Origin of the sequence: Octadecabacter sp. B2R22 (assembly GCF_018861045.1) — a bacterium.
GTDB lineage: Bacteria > Pseudomonadota > Alphaproteobacteria > Rhodobacterales > Rhodobacteraceae > Octadecabacter.
Genome location: NZ_JAHKQJ010000010.1, coordinates 322,656 through 344,533, shown reverse-complemented (window position 1 = coordinate 344,533; position 21,878 = coordinate 322,656). Strand labels below are relative to the sequence as shown.

General features: G+C 55.2%; 18 protein-coding genes and 1 tRNA gene. 12 read left to right on the top strand and 7 right to left on the bottom strand.

The window, feature by feature from the left end; genetic code table 11:
• Window positions 1-66: 66 nt before the first annotated feature.
• Genes KO486_RS14575 through KO486_RS14550 form a run of 6 tightly spaced genes read left to right on the top strand, consistent with a single transcriptional unit; the run spans window position 67 to window position 6,693 of the window.
• Window positions 67-1,104, top strand: coding sequence for a rod shape-determining protein (locus tag KO486_RS14575; RefSeq protein WP_216038008.1), 1,038 nt, complete (start codon window positions 67-69; stop codon window positions 1,102-1,104).
• A gap of 17 nt (window positions 1,105-1,121) precedes the next feature.
• Entirely contained in the window at window positions 1,122-2,045 is a 924-nt protein-coding gene (gene mreC, locus KO486_RS14570) for a rod shape-determining protein MreC (RefSeq protein WP_216038007.1), read from the top strand.
• Window positions 2,038-2,670 carry a hypothetical protein gene (locus KO486_RS14565; RefSeq protein WP_216038006.1) on the top strand — a complete coding sequence of 211 codons (633 nt, stop codon included), beginning with the start codon at window positions 2,038-2,040 and terminating at the stop codon, window positions 2,668-2,670. Before mreC ends, KO486_RS14565 begins: the two co-directional genes overlap by 8 nt.
• Window positions 2,667-4,631, top strand: coding sequence for a penicillin-binding protein 2 (gene mrdA, locus KO486_RS14560; RefSeq protein ID WP_216038005.1), 1,965 nt, complete (start codon window positions 2,667-2,669; stop codon window positions 4,629-4,631). The genes KO486_RS14565 and mrdA overlap by 4 nt, the downstream gene beginning before the upstream one ends.
• Entirely contained in the window at window positions 4,631-5,770 is a 1,140-nt protein-coding gene (rodA, locus tag KO486_RS14555) for a rod shape-determining protein RodA (protein ID WP_216038004.1), read from the top strand. The genes mrdA and rodA overlap by 1 nt, the downstream gene beginning before the upstream one ends.
• Window positions 5,767-6,693, top strand: coding sequence for a glyoxylate/hydroxypyruvate reductase A (locus KO486_RS14550; protein WP_216038003.1), 927 nt, complete (start codon window positions 5,767-5,769; stop codon window positions 6,691-6,693). The genes rodA and KO486_RS14550 overlap by 4 nt, the downstream gene beginning before the upstream one ends.
• Here KO486_RS14550 and KO486_RS14545 read toward each other — a convergent pair whose 3' ends face one another.
• Together KO486_RS14545 and KO486_RS14540 are read right to left on the bottom strand one after the other, a co-directional pair.
• Window positions 6,694-7,500, bottom strand: a complete 807-nt coding sequence (locus KO486_RS14545; protein WP_216038002.1) for an SseB family protein — start codon at window positions 7,498-7,500, stop codon at window positions 6,694-6,696.
• Window positions 7,493-8,077: a uracil-DNA glycosylase family protein gene (locus KO486_RS14540; protein WP_216038001.1), complete on the bottom strand. Its 585-nt coding sequence runs from the start codon at window positions 8,075-8,077 to the stop codon at window positions 7,493-7,495. The genes KO486_RS14545 and KO486_RS14540 overlap by 8 nt, the downstream gene beginning before the upstream one ends.
• 199 nt (window positions 8,078-8,276) lie before the next feature.
• Between KO486_RS14540 and KO486_RS14535 the strand changes: the two genes are divergently transcribed.
• From KO486_RS14535 to KO486_RS14515, 5 genes are all read left to right on the top strand, one after another.
• A complete protein-coding gene (locus KO486_RS14535; RefSeq protein WP_216038000.1) occupies window positions 8,277-8,972 on the top strand; it encodes an ATP-binding cassette domain-containing protein in 696 nt (231 codons plus the stop codon).
• On the top strand, window positions 8,914-10,596 hold the full coding sequence (locus KO486_RS14530; protein ID WP_216037999.1) for a capsule biosynthesis protein: 1,683 nt from the start codon (window positions 8,914-8,916) through the stop codon (window positions 10,594-10,596). Before KO486_RS14535 ends, KO486_RS14530 begins: the two co-directional genes overlap by 59 nt.
• On the top strand, window positions 10,596-11,429 hold the full coding sequence (gene kdsA, locus KO486_RS14525; RefSeq protein WP_216037998.1) for a 3-deoxy-8-phosphooctulonate synthase: 834 nt from the start codon (window positions 10,596-10,598) through the stop codon (window positions 11,427-11,429). The genes KO486_RS14530 and kdsA overlap by 1 nt, the downstream gene beginning before the upstream one ends.
• Window positions 11,430-11,561: 132 nt before the next feature.
• Window positions 11,562-12,815 carry a mechanosensitive ion channel family protein gene (locus tag KO486_RS14520; protein ID WP_252734808.1) on the top strand — a complete coding sequence of 418 codons (1,254 nt, stop codon included), beginning with the start codon at window positions 11,562-11,564 and terminating at the stop codon, window positions 12,813-12,815.
• A 62-nt stretch (window positions 12,816-12,877) separates the two neighbouring features.
• Window positions 12,878-12,952: transfer RNA gene (locus KO486_RS14515), tRNA-Gln, on the top strand.
• A gap of 441 nt (window positions 12,953-13,393) precedes the next feature.
• Here KO486_RS14515 and KO486_RS14510 read toward each other — a convergent pair.
• From KO486_RS14510 to KO486_RS14500, 3 genes are all read right to left on the bottom strand, one after another.
• Window positions 13,394-15,274: a patatin-like phospholipase family protein gene (locus tag KO486_RS14510; protein WP_216037996.1), complete on the bottom strand. Its 1,881-nt coding sequence runs from the start codon at window positions 15,272-15,274 to the stop codon at window positions 13,394-13,396.
• A gap of 187 nt (window positions 15,275-15,461) precedes the next feature.
• Complete coding sequence (locus tag KO486_RS14505; RefSeq protein ID WP_216037995.1) at window positions 15,462-17,600, bottom strand: adenylate/guanylate cyclase domain-containing protein; 2,139 nt, start codon at window positions 17,598-17,600, stop codon at window positions 15,462-15,464.
• Between the two features lie 51 nt (window positions 17,601-17,651).
• Window positions 17,652-18,458 (bottom strand): FecR domain-containing protein, encoded by an 807-nt coding sequence (locus KO486_RS14500; protein WP_216037994.1) that lies wholly within the window; start codon window positions 18,456-18,458, stop codon window positions 17,652-17,654.
• Window positions 18,459-18,799: 341 nt separating this feature from the next.
• On the opposite strand from KO486_RS14500, the gene KO486_RS14495 reads away from it, so the two are divergent.
• Window positions 18,800-19,366, top strand: coding sequence for a cyclic nucleotide-binding domain-containing protein (locus KO486_RS14495; protein WP_252734800.1), 567 nt, complete (start codon window positions 18,800-18,802; stop codon window positions 19,364-19,366).
• 371 nt (window positions 19,367-19,737) lie between these two features.
• Here KO486_RS14495 and KO486_RS14490 read toward each other — a convergent pair whose 3' ends face one another.
• On the bottom strand, window positions 19,738-20,775 hold the full coding sequence (locus tag KO486_RS14490; protein WP_216037992.1) for an extracellular solute-binding protein: 1,038 nt from the start codon (window positions 20,773-20,775) through the stop codon (window positions 19,738-19,740).
• Between the two features lie 20 nt (window positions 20,776-20,795).
• Window positions 20,796-21,875 (bottom strand): ABC transporter ATP-binding protein, encoded by a 1,080-nt coding sequence (locus KO486_RS14485; protein ID WP_216037991.1) that lies wholly within the window; start codon window positions 21,873-21,875, stop codon window positions 20,796-20,798.
• Window positions 21,876-21,878 lie beyond the last annotated feature (3 nt).

The window sequence follows — 21,878 nt, the reverse complement described above, 5'->3', positions numbered from 1 at the left end:
TATAACCGCGAGGGTCCGTATCCTTAGGGGAGTCGCGGGCGATATTACTATGGGAACGGCATCTCTATGTTTGGCTTAGGCAACCTCTTTTCGTCTGATATGGCGATCGACCTCGGAACTGCGAACACGCTCGTTTACGTGAAGGGCAAAGGCATTGTTTTGTCAGAGCCTTCGGTGGTCGCATACCATATGAAAGATGGCGTTAAGAAAGTGCTCGCCGTGGGCGAAGACGCCAAACTAATGCTGGGTCGCACCCCCGGTTCCATCAATGCAATTCGCCCCATGCGCGAAGGCGTAATTGCCGACTTTGACACTGCCGAAGAGATGATCAAACACTTTATCCGTAAGGTGCACCGTCGCTCTACCTTCTCTAAGCCCAAGATTATCGTTTGTGTGCCCCACGGTGCCACACCCGTCGAAAAACGTGCCATTCGCCAGTCCGTTCTCTCAGCTGGTGCCCGCCGAGCCGGTTTGATCGCAGAACCGATTGCTGCCGCGATTGGTGCGGGCATGCCGATCACGGACCCAACAGGCAATATGGTTGTCGATATTGGCGGCGGTACAACCGAAGTGGCGGTTCTGTCGCTTGGCGACATCGTCTACGCGCGTTCTGTACGTGTCGGTGGTGACCGCATGGATGAAGCGATTATTTCCTACCTGCGTCGTCAGCATAACCTGTTGATCGGTGAAGCAACCGCCGAACGCATCAAGACATCCATTGGTACAGCCCGTATGCCCGATGATGGCCGTGGCCAGTCCATGCACATCCGTGGCCGCGACCTTTTGAATGGCGTGCCAAAGGAAACCGAAATTTCACAAGCCCAAGTCGCCGAAGCCCTTGCCGAACCCGTTCAGCAAATCTGCGAAGCGGTTATGACAGCGCTTGAAGCAACCCCACCGGATTTGGCGGCCGACATTGTTGACCGCGGCGTGATGTTGACAGGTGGCGGCGCTTTGCTTGGCGAACTTGACTTGGCCCTACGCGAACAAACCGGCCTTGCGATTTCGGTCGCTGACGAAAGCCTGAACTGCGTTGCGCTCGGAACCGGTAAAGCACTGGAATACGAGACCCAGCTGCGGCATGTAATCGACTACGACAGCTGATCTAGGGGGCCGCGTTATTGGCACGGGACCGACAGCAGAAGGAAGACTATGTAAATCCCGTCCGGCGCTTGCTGGTCGGTGTTTTGGTGCTGTTCCTGCTTGGCACGTTCCTGATTTGGCGCATCGACAACCCACGCGTTGAACGGTTTCGTATGATGGTGATCGACGCCGTGGTTCCCAGTTTTGATTGGGCAATGGCCCCTGTGACGGGCATCGCGAACTTGCTGTCCGACTTCCAATCTTATCAACGCCTTGCCCAACAAAACGTCGACCTGCGCCGCGAACTTCAGGACATGAAAAGCTGGCGCGAGGCTGCAATTCAGCTAGACCAAGAAAACGCGCGCCTGCGGGAGCTCATCAATGTCCAGCTTGATCCCCAGTTAACGCGGATCACAGGCGTAGTGATGGCGGATTCCGGATCCCCCTACCGTCAATCGGTCCTGCTGAACGTCGGATCGCGAGACGGTATTCTTGATGGCTGGCCAGCCATGGATGGTATCGGTCTTGTCGGACGGATTTCCGGCGTTGGCGAACAAACCTCGCGCGTGATCCTTGTCACCGACACCTCAAGCCAAATCCCAGTTACGATTCAGCCGTCTGGGCAAAGGGCCATTCTGTCAGGGGACAACACGATCAACCCCTTACTGCAATTCATCGAAGATTCTGATCTCGTGAAGCCCGGTGATCGCGTTGTAACATCAGGCGATGGCGGTGTTTTCCCTGCCGACTTGCCCGTTGGACAACTTGCGCGTGGCACTGATGGTCGTATGCGCACACGGTTGTCGGCGGACCTTGAACGTTTAGAGTTCCTTCGTGTCTTGCGCAGCCAGCCTGCTGCGCGCATCGAAGAAGCCGGATCACTTCTTGCGCCCCTTTTCGCGCCTGTTTCAACCGAGGAAACAGAGGCCGACGACGGCTCGGGCGATGGTTCGGATGGCTGACAACACGCTCACCCGTCGCAAATGGATTGGCCGAATAACGTTCGCCTTCCTCGGTTTATTCCTCATCTTTTGCCAACTCATTCCGCTGGAAACAGTGCCACCCGGTTTAGGGGGCACGTCGCTTTGGCCAATCGAACAACGTGGCGCCACCCCCTCTTCGCCGATAGAATTTGAAACCTTTGCAGATCCAAAACGTTGGATCATGCCAAGTTTTTTGCTGTTGCTTACGGTCACGTGGGTTTCACGCCGTCCGTCTTTTGCCCCCGTTTTCGTTATCGCTGCAATTTTCTTTCTGGCAGACATGTTGTTTCAACGCCCCCCGGGGCTTTGGACGGCCTTGGTGGTCATCCTGACTGAAATCCTGCGCAGCCGAGCACGGCACATGCGCACGATGCCATTCTGGTTGGAATGGGCGACTGTCAGCACTGGAATCGCCGTAATTTCGGGCATCTATTGGTTCACGTTATCGATGGTTCTGGTTTCAGATGCGTCGATAGGGTTGGGATTGCTGCAATTGAGTCTTAATATACTGGCATACCCGCTGGTTGTTTTTCTCTCATACATCCTTTTTGGCGTTAGCCGACCAGCTCCGGGACAAGTGGACGAATTAGGACACAGGATATGAAACGCGGGCCCAAGGAAACCGAAGACAGCAACCGTCGCCTTTCGCGGCGCGCGATGCTGCTTGGGACGGCGCAACTTGGGATCATTGGTATCTTAGGCGCGCGAATGGGGTCGATGCAGGTCGAACAAGCCGACACGTTTCGTATGCTTGCGGAAGAAAACCGCATCAACATTGGTCTCATCCCCCCTGCCCGCGGCCTGATCTATGACGCCAACGGGGTGGTGATTGCGGATAATGAACAGCACTACACCGTCACGATGACCCGTGAAGGTGCGGGTGACGTCGATGAAATTCTTGCCCGTCTTGGGCGACTGATCGCGTTGGACCCTGAGCGGCTCGAAAAGGCACGCGAGGAGCTCAAGGCGCGATCCCCGTTTGTGCCCGTCACGGTGGCTGAACGGATGACATGGGAAGACGTCGCACGCGTGACCGTCAATGCGCCCGCGTTGCCCGGTGTCGTGGCCGAATTGGGCCGCAGTCGCATCTATCCGCAGGGTGCTGATCTGGCCCATGTCGTTGGATATGTCGGCCCCGTCAGTGACTACGATCTGAGCCGCATCGAAGACCAAGACCCCCTTTTGCAAATTCCGCGTTTCCAGATCGGTAAAACGATGGTCGAAAACCGGCTTGAACAGGAATTACGTGGGTCGGCGGGCACGAAACGGGTCGAAGTCAACGCCGCTGGCCGTGTCATGCGCGAACTTGATCGCGTCGAAGGCATTCCCGGGGCCGATATTCAGCTGACTGTCGACGCAAAACTGCAAAACTACATGCAGGCGCGGCTTCACGGCGATTCAGCCGCCGCGATCGTCATGGATGTCACGAACGGCGACATCAAAGGGATCGCGTCGGCGCCGACCTATGACCCCAATGTCTTTGTACAGGGGATTTCTACGACGCTCTGGAATGAACTTAACGAACGTGAGGTCGATCCCAAACTGCACCGCCGCCCTCTTGCGGCGAAAACTGTGCAGGGCACCTATCCTCCGGGATCCACGTTCAAGATGGTAACGGCGCTGGCGGCTTTGGAAGATGGCGTTATCGAAGCCGAAGACACCGTGCGCTGCGTCGGTCATGCGGATGTATTTGATGTGCGTTTCCACTGCTGGAAACGCTCGGGCCATGGCAACATGAACCTGAACGAAAGTCTGAAACAGTCCTGCGACGTGTATTACTACGATATCGCCCAGCGCGTCGGCATCGATAAGATTGCAGCCATGGGACGAAAACTCGGCCTAGGGGAACGTCACGAACTGCCGATGTCCGCGATTAGGTCTGGCATCATGCCGGACAAAGCATGGAAACGCGAAACCCGTGGCGAAGACTGGCGCGTTGGCGATACGGTGAACGCTTCAATCGGTCAGGGCTACGTAGCAACTTCGCCCCTGCAATTGGCAGTGATGTCCGCACGTATCGCTACGGGGCGCGCCGTCGCGCCTCGGCTTGTCCGCTCCATTGACGGAGTGGAACAACCCTCTGGCGCAGGCGAAAGCCTAGGCATCAATGAAAACAACCTGCGCCGCGTTCGCCGCGCGATGTATGACGTCTCGAACAATTCACGTGGCACCGCCTATCGCGCCCGAATTGCCGTCGAAGAATTCAAGATGGCCGGTAAGACCGGAACCAGCCAAGTGCGCGCCATTGCGCGGGACGAAAACGGTAACGTCATCACGCGAAATGCCGACCTTCCGTGGGAAGCCCGTGACCACGCCCTCTATGTGGCCTTCGCACCCGCTGAAAACCCGAAGTACGCGGTCGCAGTGGTTGTCGAGCATGGCGGAGGCGGTTCCACCGCCGCAGCGCCAATTGCACGGGACGTCTTGCTTCAGGCTTTGTACGACGGCACCCCGCCATTGTCTGCGTATCCGTCTGCCGTTCGTGGCCAGATTGCGGATCAGCAACGCCGCTTGGAAAGCATGATCCGCGATATCCAACCTGGCCGCGATACGGAAGACACCTGATGAGCTATCTTGAGTATCAGGTAAAATACGTCCCCTCCGGATTCAGAAAGCTGCTGCATCTGAACTGGCCTGTCGTCTTTTTGATCACAGCCGTGTCGGGCTTTGGCTTCTTGATGCTTTACTCCGTTGCTGGTGGATCAATGACCCCTTGGGTTACGCCACAAGTGCAGCGGTTCGGGCTCGGCCTTGCAGTGATGATCTCTATGGCAATGGTCCCGATCTGGTTTTGGCGAAATATGGCCGTGGTCGGCTATACCGTCGCACTGATCTTGCTCGTTTTGGTTGATTTCATCGGGGTCGAACGCAACGGCTCCCAGCGATGGCTTGATCTTAAGTTCATGGATTTCCAGCCTTCGGAAATGATGAAAATCACGCTGATTATGTTGCTGGCCGCCTACTATGACTGGCTGCCCCTGAACAAGGTGAGCAAACCCGTCTGGATCATTGTTCCGTTGTTATTCATCGCCGCCCCTGCCTACCTCGTGTTGAGCCAACCAGACCTTGGCACCACGATGCTAATGGTCGCGGGCGGCGGTGCAATCATGTTCCTTGCAGGTGTGCATTGGGCGTATTTTGCCACAGTGATCGCTGGGATGTTTGGCTTGGTCGTTGCTGTTTTCCAATCACGGGGAACCGGTTGGCAGGTGTTGAAGGACTACCAGTACCGACGCATCGATACGTTTTTGGACCCAACCCAAGACCCCTTGGGCGCGGGCTACCACATTACTCAAGCAAAGATCGCGCTTGGTTCGGGCGGCTGGACGGGGCGAGGGTTTATGCAAGGCACCCAAAGCCGCCTGAATTTTCTTCCCGAAAAGCACACCGACTTTATCTTCACTACGTTAGCTGAAGAATTCGGCTTTGTCGGGGCGTTCGGCCTGTTGATCCTCTATACCTTGATCATCATCTTCTGCGTGCAATCTGCGGTCACCAACAAGGATCGCTTTGCTTCTTTGGTCACCATGGGCGTCGCCGTCACCTTCTTTCTGTTCTTCGCCGTCAACATGGCGATGGTCATGGGGCTGGCGCCTGTTGTGGGTGTGCCCCTGCCACTCGTCAGCTATGGCGGCTCGGCGATGTTGGTGTTGATGGTGGCCTTTGGCCTCGTGCAATCCGCGCACGTGCATAAACCACGATGATCAACGCGCTCTTCTCCGCAAGCGATGCCGCTTGGCCTGACTACTCTGAGGCTTTGCCACCGGCGTTCGAAAAACTCGGCCTTAATGTGGATCTCTCACGCGATCATCCGCCCGAAACAGTTGATTACATCATCGCCGCCCCCAATGGCCCTGTTCAAGACTTCGCACCGTTTACCCGCTGCAAAGCCGTGTTAAACCTTTGGGCCGGCGTCGAAGACATCGCGCCCAACCCAACATTGACCCAACCGCTGGCGAGGATGGTCGATAAAGGCCTGACAGACGGTATGGTCGAATGGGTTGTTGCCCACACCATGCGCCACCACATGGGAATTGATCAGCATATCAACGGACAAGACGGCATCTGGCGTACCGACTATCCCCCCTTGGCCTCTGATCGCCCTGTGACGATCCTTGGCCTTGGTGAATTGGGCGTGGCCTGTGCCAAAGCGCTGCGTGACTTGGGTTTTCCTGTTTCAGGCTGGAGCCGGTCTCAGAAAGCAGTCGACGGCGTCACCTGCCATTCTGGCGACGACGGCCTTCACCGTGCGCTTACCGACGCCGAAATCTTGATCCTGTTGCTGCCGCTCACCGACGCGACAACGAACATTATCAACGCTGAAACGCTCGCCCTGCTGGCGAAGGGGGCCTTTATTATCAATCCGGGCCGAGGGCCTCTGATTGATGATGACGCCTTGATTGCGGCACTTGGGGCAAACATCGCCCACGCCACATTGGACGTTTTCCGCACTGAACCCCTGCCGGAAAATCACGTGTTCTGGGCACATCCGCTTGTCACAGTCACGCCCCATATTGCATCCACAACCCGCCCGAAGACGGCGGCCAATTGCATCGCCGAAAACATGCGCCGCGGCGAGGACGGAAAGGCGTTTTTGCACCTCGTTGATCGCAGCCGCGGCTATTGACTAGTTCAACTTAGGCGGCTTGCTTGGGTCCATGCCAGGGTTCGCCCCCGGTTGGCTTGGCATCTGAGGCGTCGGCAAATCAAACCGCAACCCGACCTTTGCAACACGTTCGGACACCGGATCGCCACCTTCAAGGTGCGCGACATCCAACATACCTGCATCAATCCCTGAAAACACCAGCGCTTCGTTCACCGCAGCCGTCAACGCGGCCTCAGCACCTTCGACCGTCCCGACAAATGCCAACATATGCCCGCGCCCGCCGCCATCATAGGTAACGCCACAAAGATATGCTTCGACCGCCAGCCCTGCGGCTGTGGCCAATTTCCGGTCCAACGCTTCAAGCAAAGTCTCTGGTAGACCTTTAGGCGCTGTTAGTTCTGTGATTTGCCCTTCAACCTCTTCGGCATCGCTGCCCAAGGTTTGCGCCAACCAATCCACGGCCTCTGCTGGGATCAGCATCGCTGACGGAGCAACGCCCATATTCAACGCCATGCCAATGCGTTGGCCCTGCAACATCTGCGCCATACCGCGCCCCGACAAGGCCGCGTAAGGCGCGATGTCTTTGCCGTAAAACTCTGACATGCGGGCTTCGCGATCAAAAATCAGAACGAACGATTGGTCCTCAACCTCAAACAAGGCGGGCGTCACCTGATCGCCCTCGGCCTCATCCTCTAGCAGCATGAACAACTCTGTCTCTGACAGGCGTTCATAAAACCGCAACCGCGCGATGTCGTCTTCTTCATTTGCCGTCATCGCAGCATGTGCTTGATCAATGTCAGTCACGTCGATCTCTGTCTCGTTAGTCATTCAAAACCTCTTTTACGCGGGTGCGTAGGGCGGGCAAAACCTCTTCCCCAAACCACGCGTTTTTCTTCAACCATGCGGTATTGCGCCAAGACGGATGTGGCAAGGCAAAGGTGTCGGGCGAATGATCGCGCCAAGCCTTCACAGTATCCGTAACACTTGTCTTTAGTCCCAAATGATAGCGATGCGCCGCAGCCCCGACCAAGACGCTTAACCGAACGTCAGGCAAACTCTCCATCACACGATCATGCCACGTCTCCCCGCATATCTTTGGCGGCGGCAAATCCGATCCATTGGCGTCATACCCTGGAAAACAGAACGCCATCGGAACAATAGCGATGCGGGTCAGGTCATAAAACGCAGCGTCATCCAGCCCCAACCAGTCCCGCAAACGATCACCCGATGGATCGGTGAACGGCTTACCGCTATTATAGACCTTCATTCCCGGTGCTTGGCCCGCGATCAATATCCGCGCGCTTGCGGAAAACCACGCCACGGGACGCGGTTGATGTTGCGTCTGTGTTGCCGCAAATCGCCGCTCGCATATGCGGCACGCCCTGATGTCATCCCTAAGTCCCATACGCCAAATCTAGGTCAAAAACCGCTAAACACTAGGGGACCATGAACAAATCACCGCCTAACCCGTCACCTTCTGGTGTAATCCATTGAAAAATTCACGTCGCACCCGACATAATATAGCCAGATTGTTCACTTATTGGGGACAATAGCAGTAAAATCTGTCACCTAAGGCAGAGCAAAAAAGGTGTCCAAGGCACAAAATGTTAGAGTTCGTAAACGTCAGCAAGTCCTTTTGGACAGGAAAGCAGCGCAAGGTGATCCTTGATCGCGCGTCTTTTCGCGTGGAACTTGGCAATTCTCTTGGCATTCTTGCGCCAAACGGCACGGGTAAGACGACCATCATCAATATGATGGCGGGCCTCGAAAAACCCGACGAAGGCGAAATCATTCGCACAAGTCGCATCTCATTCCCGCTGGGCTTCATGGGCGGTGTCGTGAACCGTCATAGCGCCCGCGAAAACAGCCGCTACATTGCCCGCCTGTACGGGCTTGATCCCGATTACGTCGAAGCATTCTGCCGCTGGATGGCTGGCATCGAAGAATATTTCGACATGCCTGTTGGGACCTATTCTCAAGGCATGAAAGCGCGCTTTACTTTTGCGTTGATGTTGTCTTTGGACTTTGACATCTACCTTATCGACGAGGGCATGCCCCAAACCACGGACGCGGAATTCAACCGCAAAGCTGGGGAAGTTCTCAAGGAACGTTTGGCGACCACGACGGTTGTCATTGTGTCTCACCAACCTGCGACACTCGAAAAATTCGCCCGATCAGCAGCCGTCCTTGTGGATGGTCAACTGGTTATGTTTGACACCTTGGAAGAAGCGAAACAGCTCTATGACTACGAAACCCAAGGCACAGAAATTCCGGATACGACGCAATTCCAGCACGGCTAGTGCGGCCGCAGCGACGTCGGACCCACCGCCTCAGCAGGCCGCCCCGAGCTCTCCTCACGGGCAGGCCTATTCTCAAGGTGCGGCTCAAGCCATGCCAGACTCGTCCGCTATGACCGGGACTGTAGATACTGCGCAATCTGTGGCATCAGAGACCGACATCGACGCGATCCGCCAAGAAGGCCTGACAGGGCGCCAGTTGCGCATGGCGCGGCGCGTGGCGCAAAAGAACGGACTTGCGGTAACGTCTGACTTCGACGCGGTTCGTCAATTGCGACAGCAAGGGATCGATCCATTCCAACGCGCAAATGTCCTCGAACTAGTCACCCCAAACGATGCGCAAACCCAAGCAGCAGCCGGCCAAATGCAAGCTGCAACCGCCAAAGTGCCCGCTGATCAGGCAAAGGTTCAGCTTCCGCAAACCATCCAACGCCAGAAAAATCTACCGTCCACACAGGTCGGACCCGGTGACAATCCAGCGGAGCGCCGCGCCGGAGAAATCCGCCGCATTCAACGCGACATCGCCAAACGCCGCCGCCGGAACCTTGCGTCGCTTATGGGGCGTCTGGGGATGTTTGTGATCCTGCCGACGATCGCGGCGGGCTGGTATTTCTTTGTTATGGCAACGCCGATGTACGGCACAAAGTCCGAATTTGTAATCCAACAAGCCGAAAGTTCTGGTGCATCTGGTCTGGGCGGTCTGTTTCAGGGCACCGGCCTTGCGACACAAACCGATAGCACGACGGTTCAGTCCTACATCACGTCTCGTGAGGCGTTCATCCGCCTCGACGACGATCATGGCTTCATCGAGCATTTCTCAAATCCCGACATCGACGCAATCCAGCGCCTAGACGAAGATGCGTCTCGCGAAAGCGCCTACGGAGTGTTCCAAGATCACGTACAAGTTGGGTATGATCCCACCGAAGGCATCCTTAAGATGGAAGTCATCGCCGCCTCCCCTGACAAAAGTCAGGAATTCTCCGAAGCCCTGATCGGTTACGCTGAAGAACAGGTCGATCAGTTGACGCAACGCGTGCGCTCTGACCAGATGGAAGGCGCACAAGCCGAAGCCGCGCGTGCGGAGATTGACCGCCAATCAGCGCTCGCCGCACTGGTCGAGGTTCAGGAACGCATCCAGCAGCCCGATGCCACAGGTGCAACAGCAGCCTTGCAGCAACGTATTACGACCTTGCAGATTGAGCTCGACCAAGAACGTCTCAACCTCGCAAGCCTTCTCAACAACCGCCGCCCCAACGAGGCGCAGGTCAACGCTGTGGAAACACAAATTTCTTTGCTCGAAGGGCAAATCGATTTGCTGCGTGGCCAATTGTCCAGCGGTGACGGTGGCTCAATCGTGTCCAACAACGCTTTGCTGCGCCAAGCTGAGGAAAACTACCTCATCGCGGTGCAAAAGGTTCAATCCTCGCTTGCCTCACTTGATACCGCCCGCATCGAAGCAAACCGCCAAGTGCGCTACATGTCGATCTCTGTTGCGCCTATCGCACCAGACGAAGCGACCTACCCCAAATCATTCGAGAACACGTTGTTGGCCTTCCTGATCTTTTCAGGCATCTACCTGATGATCTCGCTCACAGCATCCATCCTTCGCGAACAGGTAAGCTCCTAATGCATGACGTTAAAATCGGGTCTGTCACGGCCTCTAACGACCGCCCTTTGACGGTTATCGCAGGCCCTTGTCAGCTGGAATCCTTGGATCATGCCCGGATGATCGCCACGGAAATGGCCCGCGTCTGCGATGCCTATGGTGCGCAATTTGTGTTCAAGGGCAGCTATGACAAAGCCAACCGCACGTCGCTTTCGGGCAAACGTGGGCTTGGTATGGATGAAGGACTGGCTATTCACGCCGCAATCAAAGCCGAATTCGGTTGCCCTGTCCTGACCGACATCCACACGCCCGAACAATGTGCGCCAGTCGCCGAAGTCTGCGATGTGATCCAAATTCCTGCGTTCCTGTGTCGTCAAACAGACCTGCTGCTTGCAGCCGGTGAATCCGGCGCGGCCGTGAACATCAAGAAAGGCCAGTTTTTGGCCCCTTGGGACATGGCAAACGTTGTCGCCAAAGTCGAAAGCACTGGTAACAAACGTATCATGCTCACAGAACGCGGGGTGTCCTTTGGGTATAACGCGCTGGTGGCCGATATGCGCTCCCTCCCCGAAATGATGAAGACAGGTTACCCCGTCATCATGGATGCAACCCACGCCGTTGCTCAACCCGGTGGACTGGGTGGATCGTCTGGCGGTCAGCGTGAATTCGCGCCCGTCTTGGCCCGCGCTGCTGTGGCACAAGGGATCGGCGCAGTCTTCCTCGAAACCCACGAAGATCCGGACACCGCCCCGTCTGACGGCCCAAATATGATCGTGCTGTCGGACATGGACGCAACGCTGAAAACGTTGATGGCGCTAGATGCTGTCGCCAAAGCCGACCCAATCCGCCTCTAACGCTACCTGCCCCACTGGTCAGTCACATTTAATCTGCATAAGATCGCCCCAACTCATTTCAAACGGCGATCAATTATGACCTTTTTGCGCACCCTCGCTTTATTGCTATGTCTTCTTCCCGCCTTGCCCAGCATGGCACAAGAAGAACCAACAGGCACTATCACCACGGATCAAACCGGCCAGCTTGATGCAGACATTGCAGTGCGCATTCGTGAAATTTTGGGCGAGCTCGGAAATTATGAGGACATCACTGTCATCGTCTCTGACGGCGTTGTCACCCTGCGCGGCACAACCAATTCCCTCATGGAAGCGCAAGACCTTGATGCCCTAGTGACCCGTGTAGAAGGCGTCGTTGCCATCAAGAACGAAGCGACTGAAACGACCGACATCCGTCGCCGTCTTGATCCCGCAATCGAACGCTTTATGGGCCGCATGGAACAGCTGATGATCCAGCTTCCCTTGGCCCTGATCGCTTTGGCCGTCTTCTTGATCATCATGTGGATAGGGTCGGCCGTTGCTCGTTTGAAACAGCCATGGGATCGCCTGGCACCGAACGCCTTTATCGCCGATCTGTTCCGCACAATCATTCGCATCGCCTTCATCATTGGGGGCATTGTCATTGCGCTCGACATCATGAATGCAACGGCGCTTCTCTCTACGATCCTCGGCGCAGCCGGTCTGATCGGTTTGGCCATTGGTTTTGCGGTCCGTGACACGGTCGAAAACTTCATTGCCTCCGTCATGTTGTCGATCCGCCAACCCTTCCGCCCGAACGATGTCGTCGAAATCAACGGAGACCAAGGCAAAGTCATCCGTCTGACCAGCCGCGCCACGATCCTTCTGAGCTTTGATGGCAATCACATCCGAATCCCCAATGCGACAGTGTTCAAATCTCGTATCATTAATTTTAGCCAGAATAGGGAACGCCGCTTTATGTTCACCGTTGGCGTGGACAGCGCCACGGACCTCGGCGCAGCGCGTGAAATGGCGCTTGAGACGACGCAGGATCTGCCGTTTGTCCTCGCTGAACCTGCCGCGAATGCATGGCTCGGCGATATCACCGACGCAGGCATTGAAATCGTTGTGGTCGGCTGGATCGATCAATCAGAAACATCCCTTGCGCTCGCCCGTGGTGAGGCACTTCGCCTTGTAAAACGGGCCTTTGAGGCTGCCGACATCACATTGCCCAACACCACCTACACGATCCAAATGGATAACGCGGCGACTTCATCCACCGAGCAAGACGCGCCAGAGCCCCCTAAAGACAGCGCCGAAGTCGCTGTTGTCGCCGCCGACGCGGAAGGGGCACTAGACCGGATGATCGACGCCGAACGCGAGATCGGAGAAGGCGAAGACCTCCTTCGAGACGACGCCGCGAAGGAATAACAAAATAGCCTCTTTTCAGGGTTGATCCCCTGTCAGGATTTGCGTATCACGCACCTCGCTGATGGGGTGTAGCCAAGTGGTAAGGCAACGCTTTTTGGTAGCGTGCACCGTAGGTTCGAATCCTACCACCCCAGCCAGCCTTTCCTTACAGATGAGAGCGACGATAGCGGTCCGTAAAGGACGCCAGAATGCCCCTAAAAGTGCCCCAGTCGGCAGAGCAGTCGAACAAAATAGGTACTAGGAGGGAAGCGATAGGCTTAGGGACTGTTTTGCGGGACAGGCCACGAATTGGATGCGACTGCACCAAGGGCTGCTTTCAGGTTACGAAGGTTTGCGGACAGGGAGCCAAATCGGACAGTCGAAAAATACGAACCACTCGCGTCTTAAGACGTCTATTCTGAATAGCCCCTTTCGAAGCTAAAAGAGGACCGCAGTATGCTATCTGTGTGCATCTCAAGCCAGCAAGACCCCGCCACCAAGCTCACTCAGATCGGCTCGGTCAAAGACAACTTCAACGTCGGCAGATTTGAATACGACTAAAGATCTAGTTCCATCCTGCCAAACCTAATTCAAAACTCCTAACTCGGCGGCGTAGAAAAATGCTGAGCCAATTTTGCAAGATAGTGCGTCCGCTCGGCATCGTTTGTAGCCGCTGTTTTAATGTCCAGATTGTCCAGCACGTCAATCATCTCAACATAAGCCGCATCAAATTGCAGGCGGGCCTTGCGCCAATCCAAAAACCCCATCCCCTTGATAGGCTGCAACTCTATCAGAATGTCTCCTTTTAGATTTGTTTGCTGCATCAGCTTCCGCGCGCCGACCACCATCGTCCGGGACAGGATTGAAAAGATCGTTGGAAAACGCGGATACATTGGTTTTTTCAGGCGCAACAAAATAGCCAAAGCGCCCAATCGGCCAGGCAATTTGTTGTAGGCGGCGTTCGATCGCCAATCTTTTCCAACGCTAAAATTAAACACAATGTTGGCGCCGCTTTTTGATTTGTGCATCACCGACACAGGGACATTGTCGAGCAAGCCACCATCGACCAACACTTCGCCGTCGGGCAACACCATTGGCGGAAGCAGCCCCGGCAACGACGTCGATGCACGTACAGCCTTCCAAAGTGGTCCGCTGCGCATAAGCTTTATATCATTGAAGGTCAGGCTTGTGGCGACCGCGAAGAAGTTCAACGGCATATCCTCAATCTGGTATGCGCCATAATGCACACGCAATTGGGTATCCAGATCGCTATGATTAATCATGCTGTAAACCGGAAATGTGAACTTGCTCATCACCTTTTTTGTCACGAAAATATCCTGACAAATATCAATTGCGTCTGACGGCTCCATTCCCATCGCGAGCACCGCCGCTACAGCCGCGCCGCTGCTGGTGCCGCCATACATATCAAACGTAATCCCGCGTTCTTGGAGCGCCTTAATCGCACCGAGGTGGGCCGTCCCAAACGCGCCGCCACCGCTCAGCACAAGGCCAGACGCAACCCCACGCAAAAAACGCACGATGCGGTCAAAATCAGCAGGGCAATCAAGACCCACTTGATGAATGAGCCCGACAGGGCGATCAGCAAGCCAGCGGTTTGTGTGTTCGATTTTGGTGGACCGATTTTCACGATAGCACAGGAAATGGGCATTGGTTGCCAATGTAGCGGCAAGCACGTCGCGTTCTGTCTCGTCTGGCACTGCATTTTCGCCAGGACCATCAAACATTTCGCCAGCCAAAACCACAACATCACAATGCTGGGTAATCATTTGGTGCCAGTTTGCATCGCGGATTGCATCCGCGCACAACAAAACCAATCTCTCTCCGGCCATAGTTCGGTTTTGGAGCCACGATCCAAGCGACCCGGCTTTGTCCAGTTCCGCCTGTGGCACGTCGGCGGCGGTCAAGACTGACCAACCGGGGAATGGATCAAAAGCGTTCTTTACTCCTTGTAGCAACGCCTCGGGCAAAACCTGCCCCGTTGCTGGCACAATGGCGTTTATCTGCCCGGCCTGCGGCCTAAGTTCGCCGCTCGATTGTGTGGCAATTGCCAAGCGTTTCGAAATCGACTTGAGCAGGACATTTGGAATTTCCGGGTGCTCGATCGACAGAGCGTCGTAGGCGCTGCGGCTTAACGCAAGTACGTCGCTATTGCGCGCAGCTTGAACATCTGCGGAACGTCCGCCACCAGCCAAAAACGACAGCTCGCCTATGGGCTCGCCCGCCGACACCTGTGCAATCACGCCTTGGTTCGTAATGATAGAAAACCGCCCATGCAGCACGAAATACATCGTGTCCGAGGTGTCGGTCTTCTTAATCAAGTATTCGCCTCGCTGAACAGATTTACGGCTGCAATGCTTGACTGCTGCATCTAGCGCTTGGACGCTGAGGTCTTGAAATACGGGGATAGTGCGAAGAAAGCTGCGCAGTTGTTCGTCGTTATTAGAGGCATTCATCGTCATTGTCTTTCGTACTCGTTTAGGTAGGCCACCAGAAATAGGTCTTGAATTCAACACGGGTTAGCTTGGATTGGTCGATGGAAACTCAGCAGGGTAAGAGCAACGGCATGAAAGTATTGCCTCCCATGAAGAACGTGGCGCGCCATTGATGTTGCTCAATCGGTAACAGTTTGGGTGTTCCAGACGCAGCTCATCCACCGTAGTCACCCCATCGTTTGGGCATTTTATCGTAAAATTCTAACAATCTGGGATCAACACGTTCAGCGCGTTTTCGACATTCGGCCAACGGGCTCTCTAGGTCTTCTCCTGTTTTTATCGAACGGATAAGCGTTTCGTGGGTCAAGCTCAGCTGCGCAAATTCTTGCGATACTGCTGTGCGTTCGTCCCCGACGAGAATGTAGAACGGCACAGGTGCGGACTTTCCTTTAATCTCCAAGGAACCCGCATCGATCCATGCAAGATCGCCTGCGACGTCGCGAACAGCGGCAGTTGCGACGATATCAAAGCCGATCGGCCGACATGCAGCTTCCGTGCGGGCCGCAACATTTACGGTGTCGCCGATAACCGAATAATTGAACCGTTGTTTTGACCCGATGTTGCCGACCAGAACGTCGCCCATCGCGAGGCCGGTCGCCAATTCAATGGTTTTGCCTAGATCTTCACGATCCGCAGAGAATTCCTTGAGCGCTTGTCGCATATCCAATGCGGCGCGTGCCGCAGCCAACGCGTGCCTCTCAATGGTCAGCGGCGCATTCCAGAACGCCATGACATTGTCGCCAATGTATTTGTCGATTGTTCCGTCATTGTTCAAAATCTGCTCTGTCAAAGTGGTGAAGAGCTCGTTGAGCAGGGACACAAGCTCGGGCGGGGTCAGCTGTTCACCAAGTTCAGTGAAATTGCGGATGTCGGAAAACATGATGGTAACAGGGCGCATTTCTCCGCCAAGTTCTTCTTTGTAACCGCGACGTTCGACTTGGGCCAAAACGGTCGGCGACAGGTACTGCGAAAAGGAATGTCGCAGCTTGCGCTTTTCCTGATCGGCCACAAAGAACTGGTAGGCCGTCAGGATGCCATATGTCAAAATCCCGGCCAAAAGCGGGAAAGAAGCATCAACCAAATGGCCCTGACTTGCGAAATAGGCATGGCTGGTTGCGAGGATCGTTGCCGCACCAACACTTACAGTTGCAACCGCTGCAAGCGGGCCGAAAAATGACATAACAACCACAAGCGATACACCGAAGACAATGTAGGCCAGTATTTCCAACGCTGCTGTTATGTCTGATCGGTTCAAATAACGCTCTGTCAGGATCTGTTCGAGGATCTGGGCGTGCACGCTGACACCGGGGACACGCTCACCCAGTGCGGTCGTGCGAATATCCTGCAAACCCGCGGCGGATGTGCCAATCAGCACAAGGTTACCCTGAAGTTGAGCGGCGATAGCAGGCTCAAAGCCCGAAGAAAGGACATCTGCTGCGGATACATAAAGGCGAGGATCATCACGCCTAAAATGCACCCAAAATTCACCGCTGCTAGTCGTGGGGATAATGTAGCCGCCGAGTTGCAGGCTTTGCATGGCACCGTCGACATCCGCGATCCCTCGCGCAATGTAGGTTGTCTCACCCAACGCAAGACGGAGCGCTTCGAGCGACAGCGTTGGCACAGGCCCGTCCGCGCTCTGCCAGACCAAGGGCACACGTCGCGCCGTAGAGGACGCATCAAGGGGGCTCAGATTGATGTTCCCAATGCCGCTCGCAGCGTGAGCCAGAGACGCGACAATAGGTGTCGTTTGGCGAATGCTTGTGGCACTGGCGAGGGGTGCATTCCCTATGCTGACAAAACCCGCTTTGTCAAAAATCGCACCCTCGCCGCCGGACACTTCACCGGCCGCAAGACCAAGAACCGTCGGCATTTGCGCCAGTGCTTGTGCGAAAAGAGTGTCGTTGTCCAAAGCGGCAAGTACCTCGGCGTCTTGTGGTAAGGCCACAAGATCACTCAGGCCCGGAACCTCGAGCAATCTGTTGGGGGAGTATCGGTCCGCTTCGGCAAACAGCACATCGAACGCAACGACAGTGGCGCCGTACCCATGAAGTTGGTTGGTCAGTTGCGCGAGTGTTGAGCGCGGCCACGGCCATTGCCCATATTGGGCCAGCGATGCCTCATCCAAATCCACAACCCGCACCGGCAGGTCTTGCCATTGGCGCGGGTGGGTTTGTTGCAGTGTGTCGAAATAGCTGAACCTGATCGCTTTAAGTGGATCGGGATCAGCTAACCTAACGCCGCTGAACAGCAGGATTAGGAAAGTGCCGACAAGAACGAGGGACCACTTCATCCGGCGAGGTAAATGGCGGACGCGATGATATTATTCAAGCTTCTCGAACTCCTAGATTGCATCTAGCTCCTCGAACTCCTCGAATTCCTCCTGCTCCTCGAATTCCTCTTCTTCTTCAACCTCTTCTTCAACCTCTTCTTCGACTTCATCGACTTCATCGGCAGGTTGGCCATCGTCGTCTGACAGGTACTTGTTGCAGGCGTTGATATTGACCTGCAGCGCCTCTGTTAGACGAAACTGCGATTGTGAATAAATGAAATTGCTCAAGTACCCGAGGGCTTCTGCCCGGCGTAAACCACGTACGCGGTCGCGGCCTGAATCCGCTTCGGCCAGATAACAACTGCCTCGAAACTCCCAACACTGATCGCTACTGGTCAAACAGAGTTCAAGCGCGCCCATATAAAGCAGGACAGCCGTGATGTCGCCGGCGACAAAAATATCGAACTCGGTCCCCCTGATCCCGATCGTGCTTGCGGGCGTCGTGATTTCATAGGCATCGCGGTTGCTGTCACCGGACAGGAACCGAAAGCTACCCGTCGCAGCATTGATGGCAAAGCGGTTCGCCTGACCGCTTGAGCTCATTAGGATCGTTGAAATTTCCAGTTCGGAATTCGGCCCAACAGCCATCAAAGTCCCATCGTCGAACCGCAATTCCATTTTCGTATTGCCATTGGTTTGGATGACCAAACCATCATCAAGACGGTCGCCAACTTCAATCGCACCTTGCGGTCCCTGCGCCACCCCGTCGATTGCCAAAACCGTCGCGATTGGATCGGCCTGCGCTAATTGCGCTGTTGCAAAGAAAAAAAGCCCTGCGGCCATGACGCAACCGCGCTGTAATTTGGAAAAATATTCCATGTCTCACCATCCTTAAAAATATCAAATGCCCCCAAATAATTGTTCGGGGCGATAATCAAAGACTAGCAAATTCGCCAACATCCCGCAAATGGTTGGAATCCATACCAGCTTTAAGGCGGCCAAGCACACCCAATGCGTGTGTAATGTAGAAAGTCGTAGCCTCATGCGCACATTTATGTCTTTGTTCGATCGAATGAACACTTGGGCAAGGCCTAACACCAATGGACTTAACTAACCTCTTTTCCGCAGGCATCTTCGTCCAGCTGGCATTACTGTGCTACGTTCTAGGGCTCTTGACCCGCCGAGAGCTCCTTTTAAGAAGCCTGATCCTTACCGGAAGCATGTTTTACATCCTCTATTATTACTTCATTTCGGACACACCGCTTTGGGACGCCATTTGGGCGAGCGCCATAATTGGTTTCGCAAATATTTGGATGATTGGTGTGATCTTGCTTGAAAGAACAACTTTGGGCATGTCGCCAAAAATGGTTGAACTTTATCGTTCATTTCCAACCCTCTATCCCGGACAGTTCCGCAAACTTATCAAAACCGCTGATTGGATTACAGCGGGCGAAGATACGCAGATATCTAAAGCAGGAACGCATCTGGATAGCCTTTTTCTCGTAGCGTCAGGAAATATGATTCTATTGAAAGATGGCGCGAACGCCCTGATTGGCCCCGGGCACTTTGTCGGCGAGATTTCCTACTTGATTGACGGTCCTGCAAGCGCCGATGTTATTGCTCCAAAGGGAATAGAATACATTCGTTGGGACAGGTCTATTTTGGCAAAGCAAACCAAGCGATCACCCGCCATTTCAAATGCCTTGGTGGCTTTGTTCAATCGAGACATTGCGGTAAAGCTGGCCGTGAGCCGCCCATCACTGACAAAAAATACCGTGCAAAACTAAGGCGGCTTACTTACTGCCCTGATTGGTCCGAGGTAGAGAAGACAGGTCGTTGCAAGTGCAATTGACGCGTCAATTTCCGCTTAGGGACCGAACATAGCTTCTGCGCCATGCGCACAGCTGCATTTTCAACACATGCTGACTACCAGGATCAGGAATGAAAGAACCGGGGCTGCCTTCTCTCTGAGATCGGATCCGCGCACGCCCAAGCTTATTCGTCTGACCGAATATGTTGCCTCATACAAACGGCAGCTTAGAGACGTCGATGGGGTCAGTAACAATTTGGGATGCCAAAGCCCGCTACTGGTCGCACGGTTTGCGTTCAAATCAGGGGCTACGCCTTAGGCACAGCCCCTGATCGAGTTGGGCTTCTTTTAGAAACCGGCTTTGATGTTTTCGAATTCGACGATCATTTGCTCACGCATCTGATTGTCCAGCGGAGCCTGCGCCAATACTGGCGCGGAAACAGGTCCGAGGCCGACGCCATCCAGCGTTTCAGCACCCAAGGCCGCAACGGCTGTTTGGTTGCCGTGGCCATAGCCCCATTCGTTCACGATGTATTCGGCGGATTCAGGCTCCATCCATGCGTTCAGGAAGTCATACATCAGATCTTCGGAGTTCGGGCCGTCCACGACGTTCACATAGCCACAGAACCATGACGATGATCCCTCGGTGGCCTCGCGATTGATTGCGACAGGGACGCCCTCGCCGATCAGCGTCGTGGGTGTCTCGTTCCACGCCCAAGCCACTGACGCCTCGCCTGTGGTCATCAACTGCGCGAGCTCTGCGCCGTCCGCCCAGTATGTCACGACATTCGGGTGCGCTTGACGCAGCCACGCGGAGGCGGCTTCGAATTGCTCCTGTGTCGCTTCGGTCCAGTCGGAGACGCCTGTGGCCAAGAACGCCAGTGCATAGATGTCATCGACGTTGTTGGGCAACGCAATACGGCCTGCGAATTCAGGGTCCAAGAACACTTGCAAGCTGTCCATCTTGGACGCATCGACCAGATCAGTGCGGTAAGCAAGGGACGTCGTGCCCCAGTCGGTCGGCAACATGTAGTATTCGCCGTCGATCGCGAAGGATTCCTTGACCTCGTTCACGTCATCCCAGCGTGTAATGCGCGACGTATCGAGCGGTTCGATCAAACCGGCCAGCTGCCATTTTGACACGGACTGCGAACACGGGTGTGCCACGTCGACTTCAAAGCCTGCGCGCAATTTCTGGAACGCTTCTTCTTCTTCACCGAAGAATGAATAGTTCGGTGTCCCGCCGTGCTGTTCGATGTAGGCACCGATAAAGCCGGGGTCTTCGTAGCCGGACCAATCTAGAACAATCAGTTCCTGCGCTGCAGCGAGGGTTGGCATGGCAGCGATAGCGATTGCCGTCGTCGTGTGTTTCAAAGTTCTTAGCATTCTTAATCTCCAGTGTTGGTTTAGTTTTGATCCAGCAGGAGAACCGCCGAAGCGCTCTCCCAGCCGATGCGGACTTGTTGCCCGACTTTTCTCAGTTCGCGGTTGCTGGTGTTTCGCATGGACACGACGACCGGTGTGTCAGAGCCTTCAAATTTAACGTCGTAATAGGTCATCTCGCCACGGTACTCGACTTCGGCGACGGTGGCTGACGTCTCTTTGGCGTAAGCCTGTTCACCGTCGTCCAATATCGTCATCGATTCAGGGCGCACGCCGGCGCAAAAGGAGCTCTCGGCGCTAGCGCCAGTTGGAATTGCCAGCTCAGCGACGCCCAGCCCTTCAATCCGCGTCGTCGCGGTGTCACCGTCCACCTCGATGATTTCAGCCTTGAGAACGTTCATCGCCCCGAAAAATTCGGCCACTCGTTTGGATGCGGGATGTTTGTAAAGCGCTTGCGGCGTGTCCAGTTGTGCGATCTGGCCCTCGAACATAACGGCGACGCGATCCGACATCGTCAACGCTTCTTCTTGGTCGTGGGTCACCAAAACGAAGGTGATCCCAAGGCTGCGTTGCAAACGGCGAAGCTCGGATTGCATTTCTTCGCGGAGTTGACGGTCGAGCGCGGAAAGCGGTTCGTCCAACAGCAAGACCTTCGGCTTGAGGATCAACGCGCGCGCCAAAGCAACCCGCTGACGTTGTCCGCCCGACAGCGCATGGGCGGCGCGGTCTCCGTAGCCCGCCAGGCCCACCTTCGCCAACGACTCCGCAACCATCTCCGCCGTTTTGGCGTTGTCCAAACGCTGGGAGCGAAGTCCGTAAGCCACGTTTTGCGCGACACTCATATGCGGAAAAATTGCGTAGCTTTGAAACACCATGTTCGTGGGCCGCATGTTGGGTGGCACCCCGTCCATTGACTGTCCGCCAATCATGACTGTGCCGGAATCGATACCCTCAAACCCCGCAATGGTGCGCAACAGCGTCGTCTTACCGCTGCCTGATGGCCCCAGAAGCGAAAAGAACTCACCTTCTTTGATGTGGCAATTCACGTCACGCAACGCGTGGTACGTGCCGTAGTATTTTTCAATTTTGGAAAGTTTGATCATCGC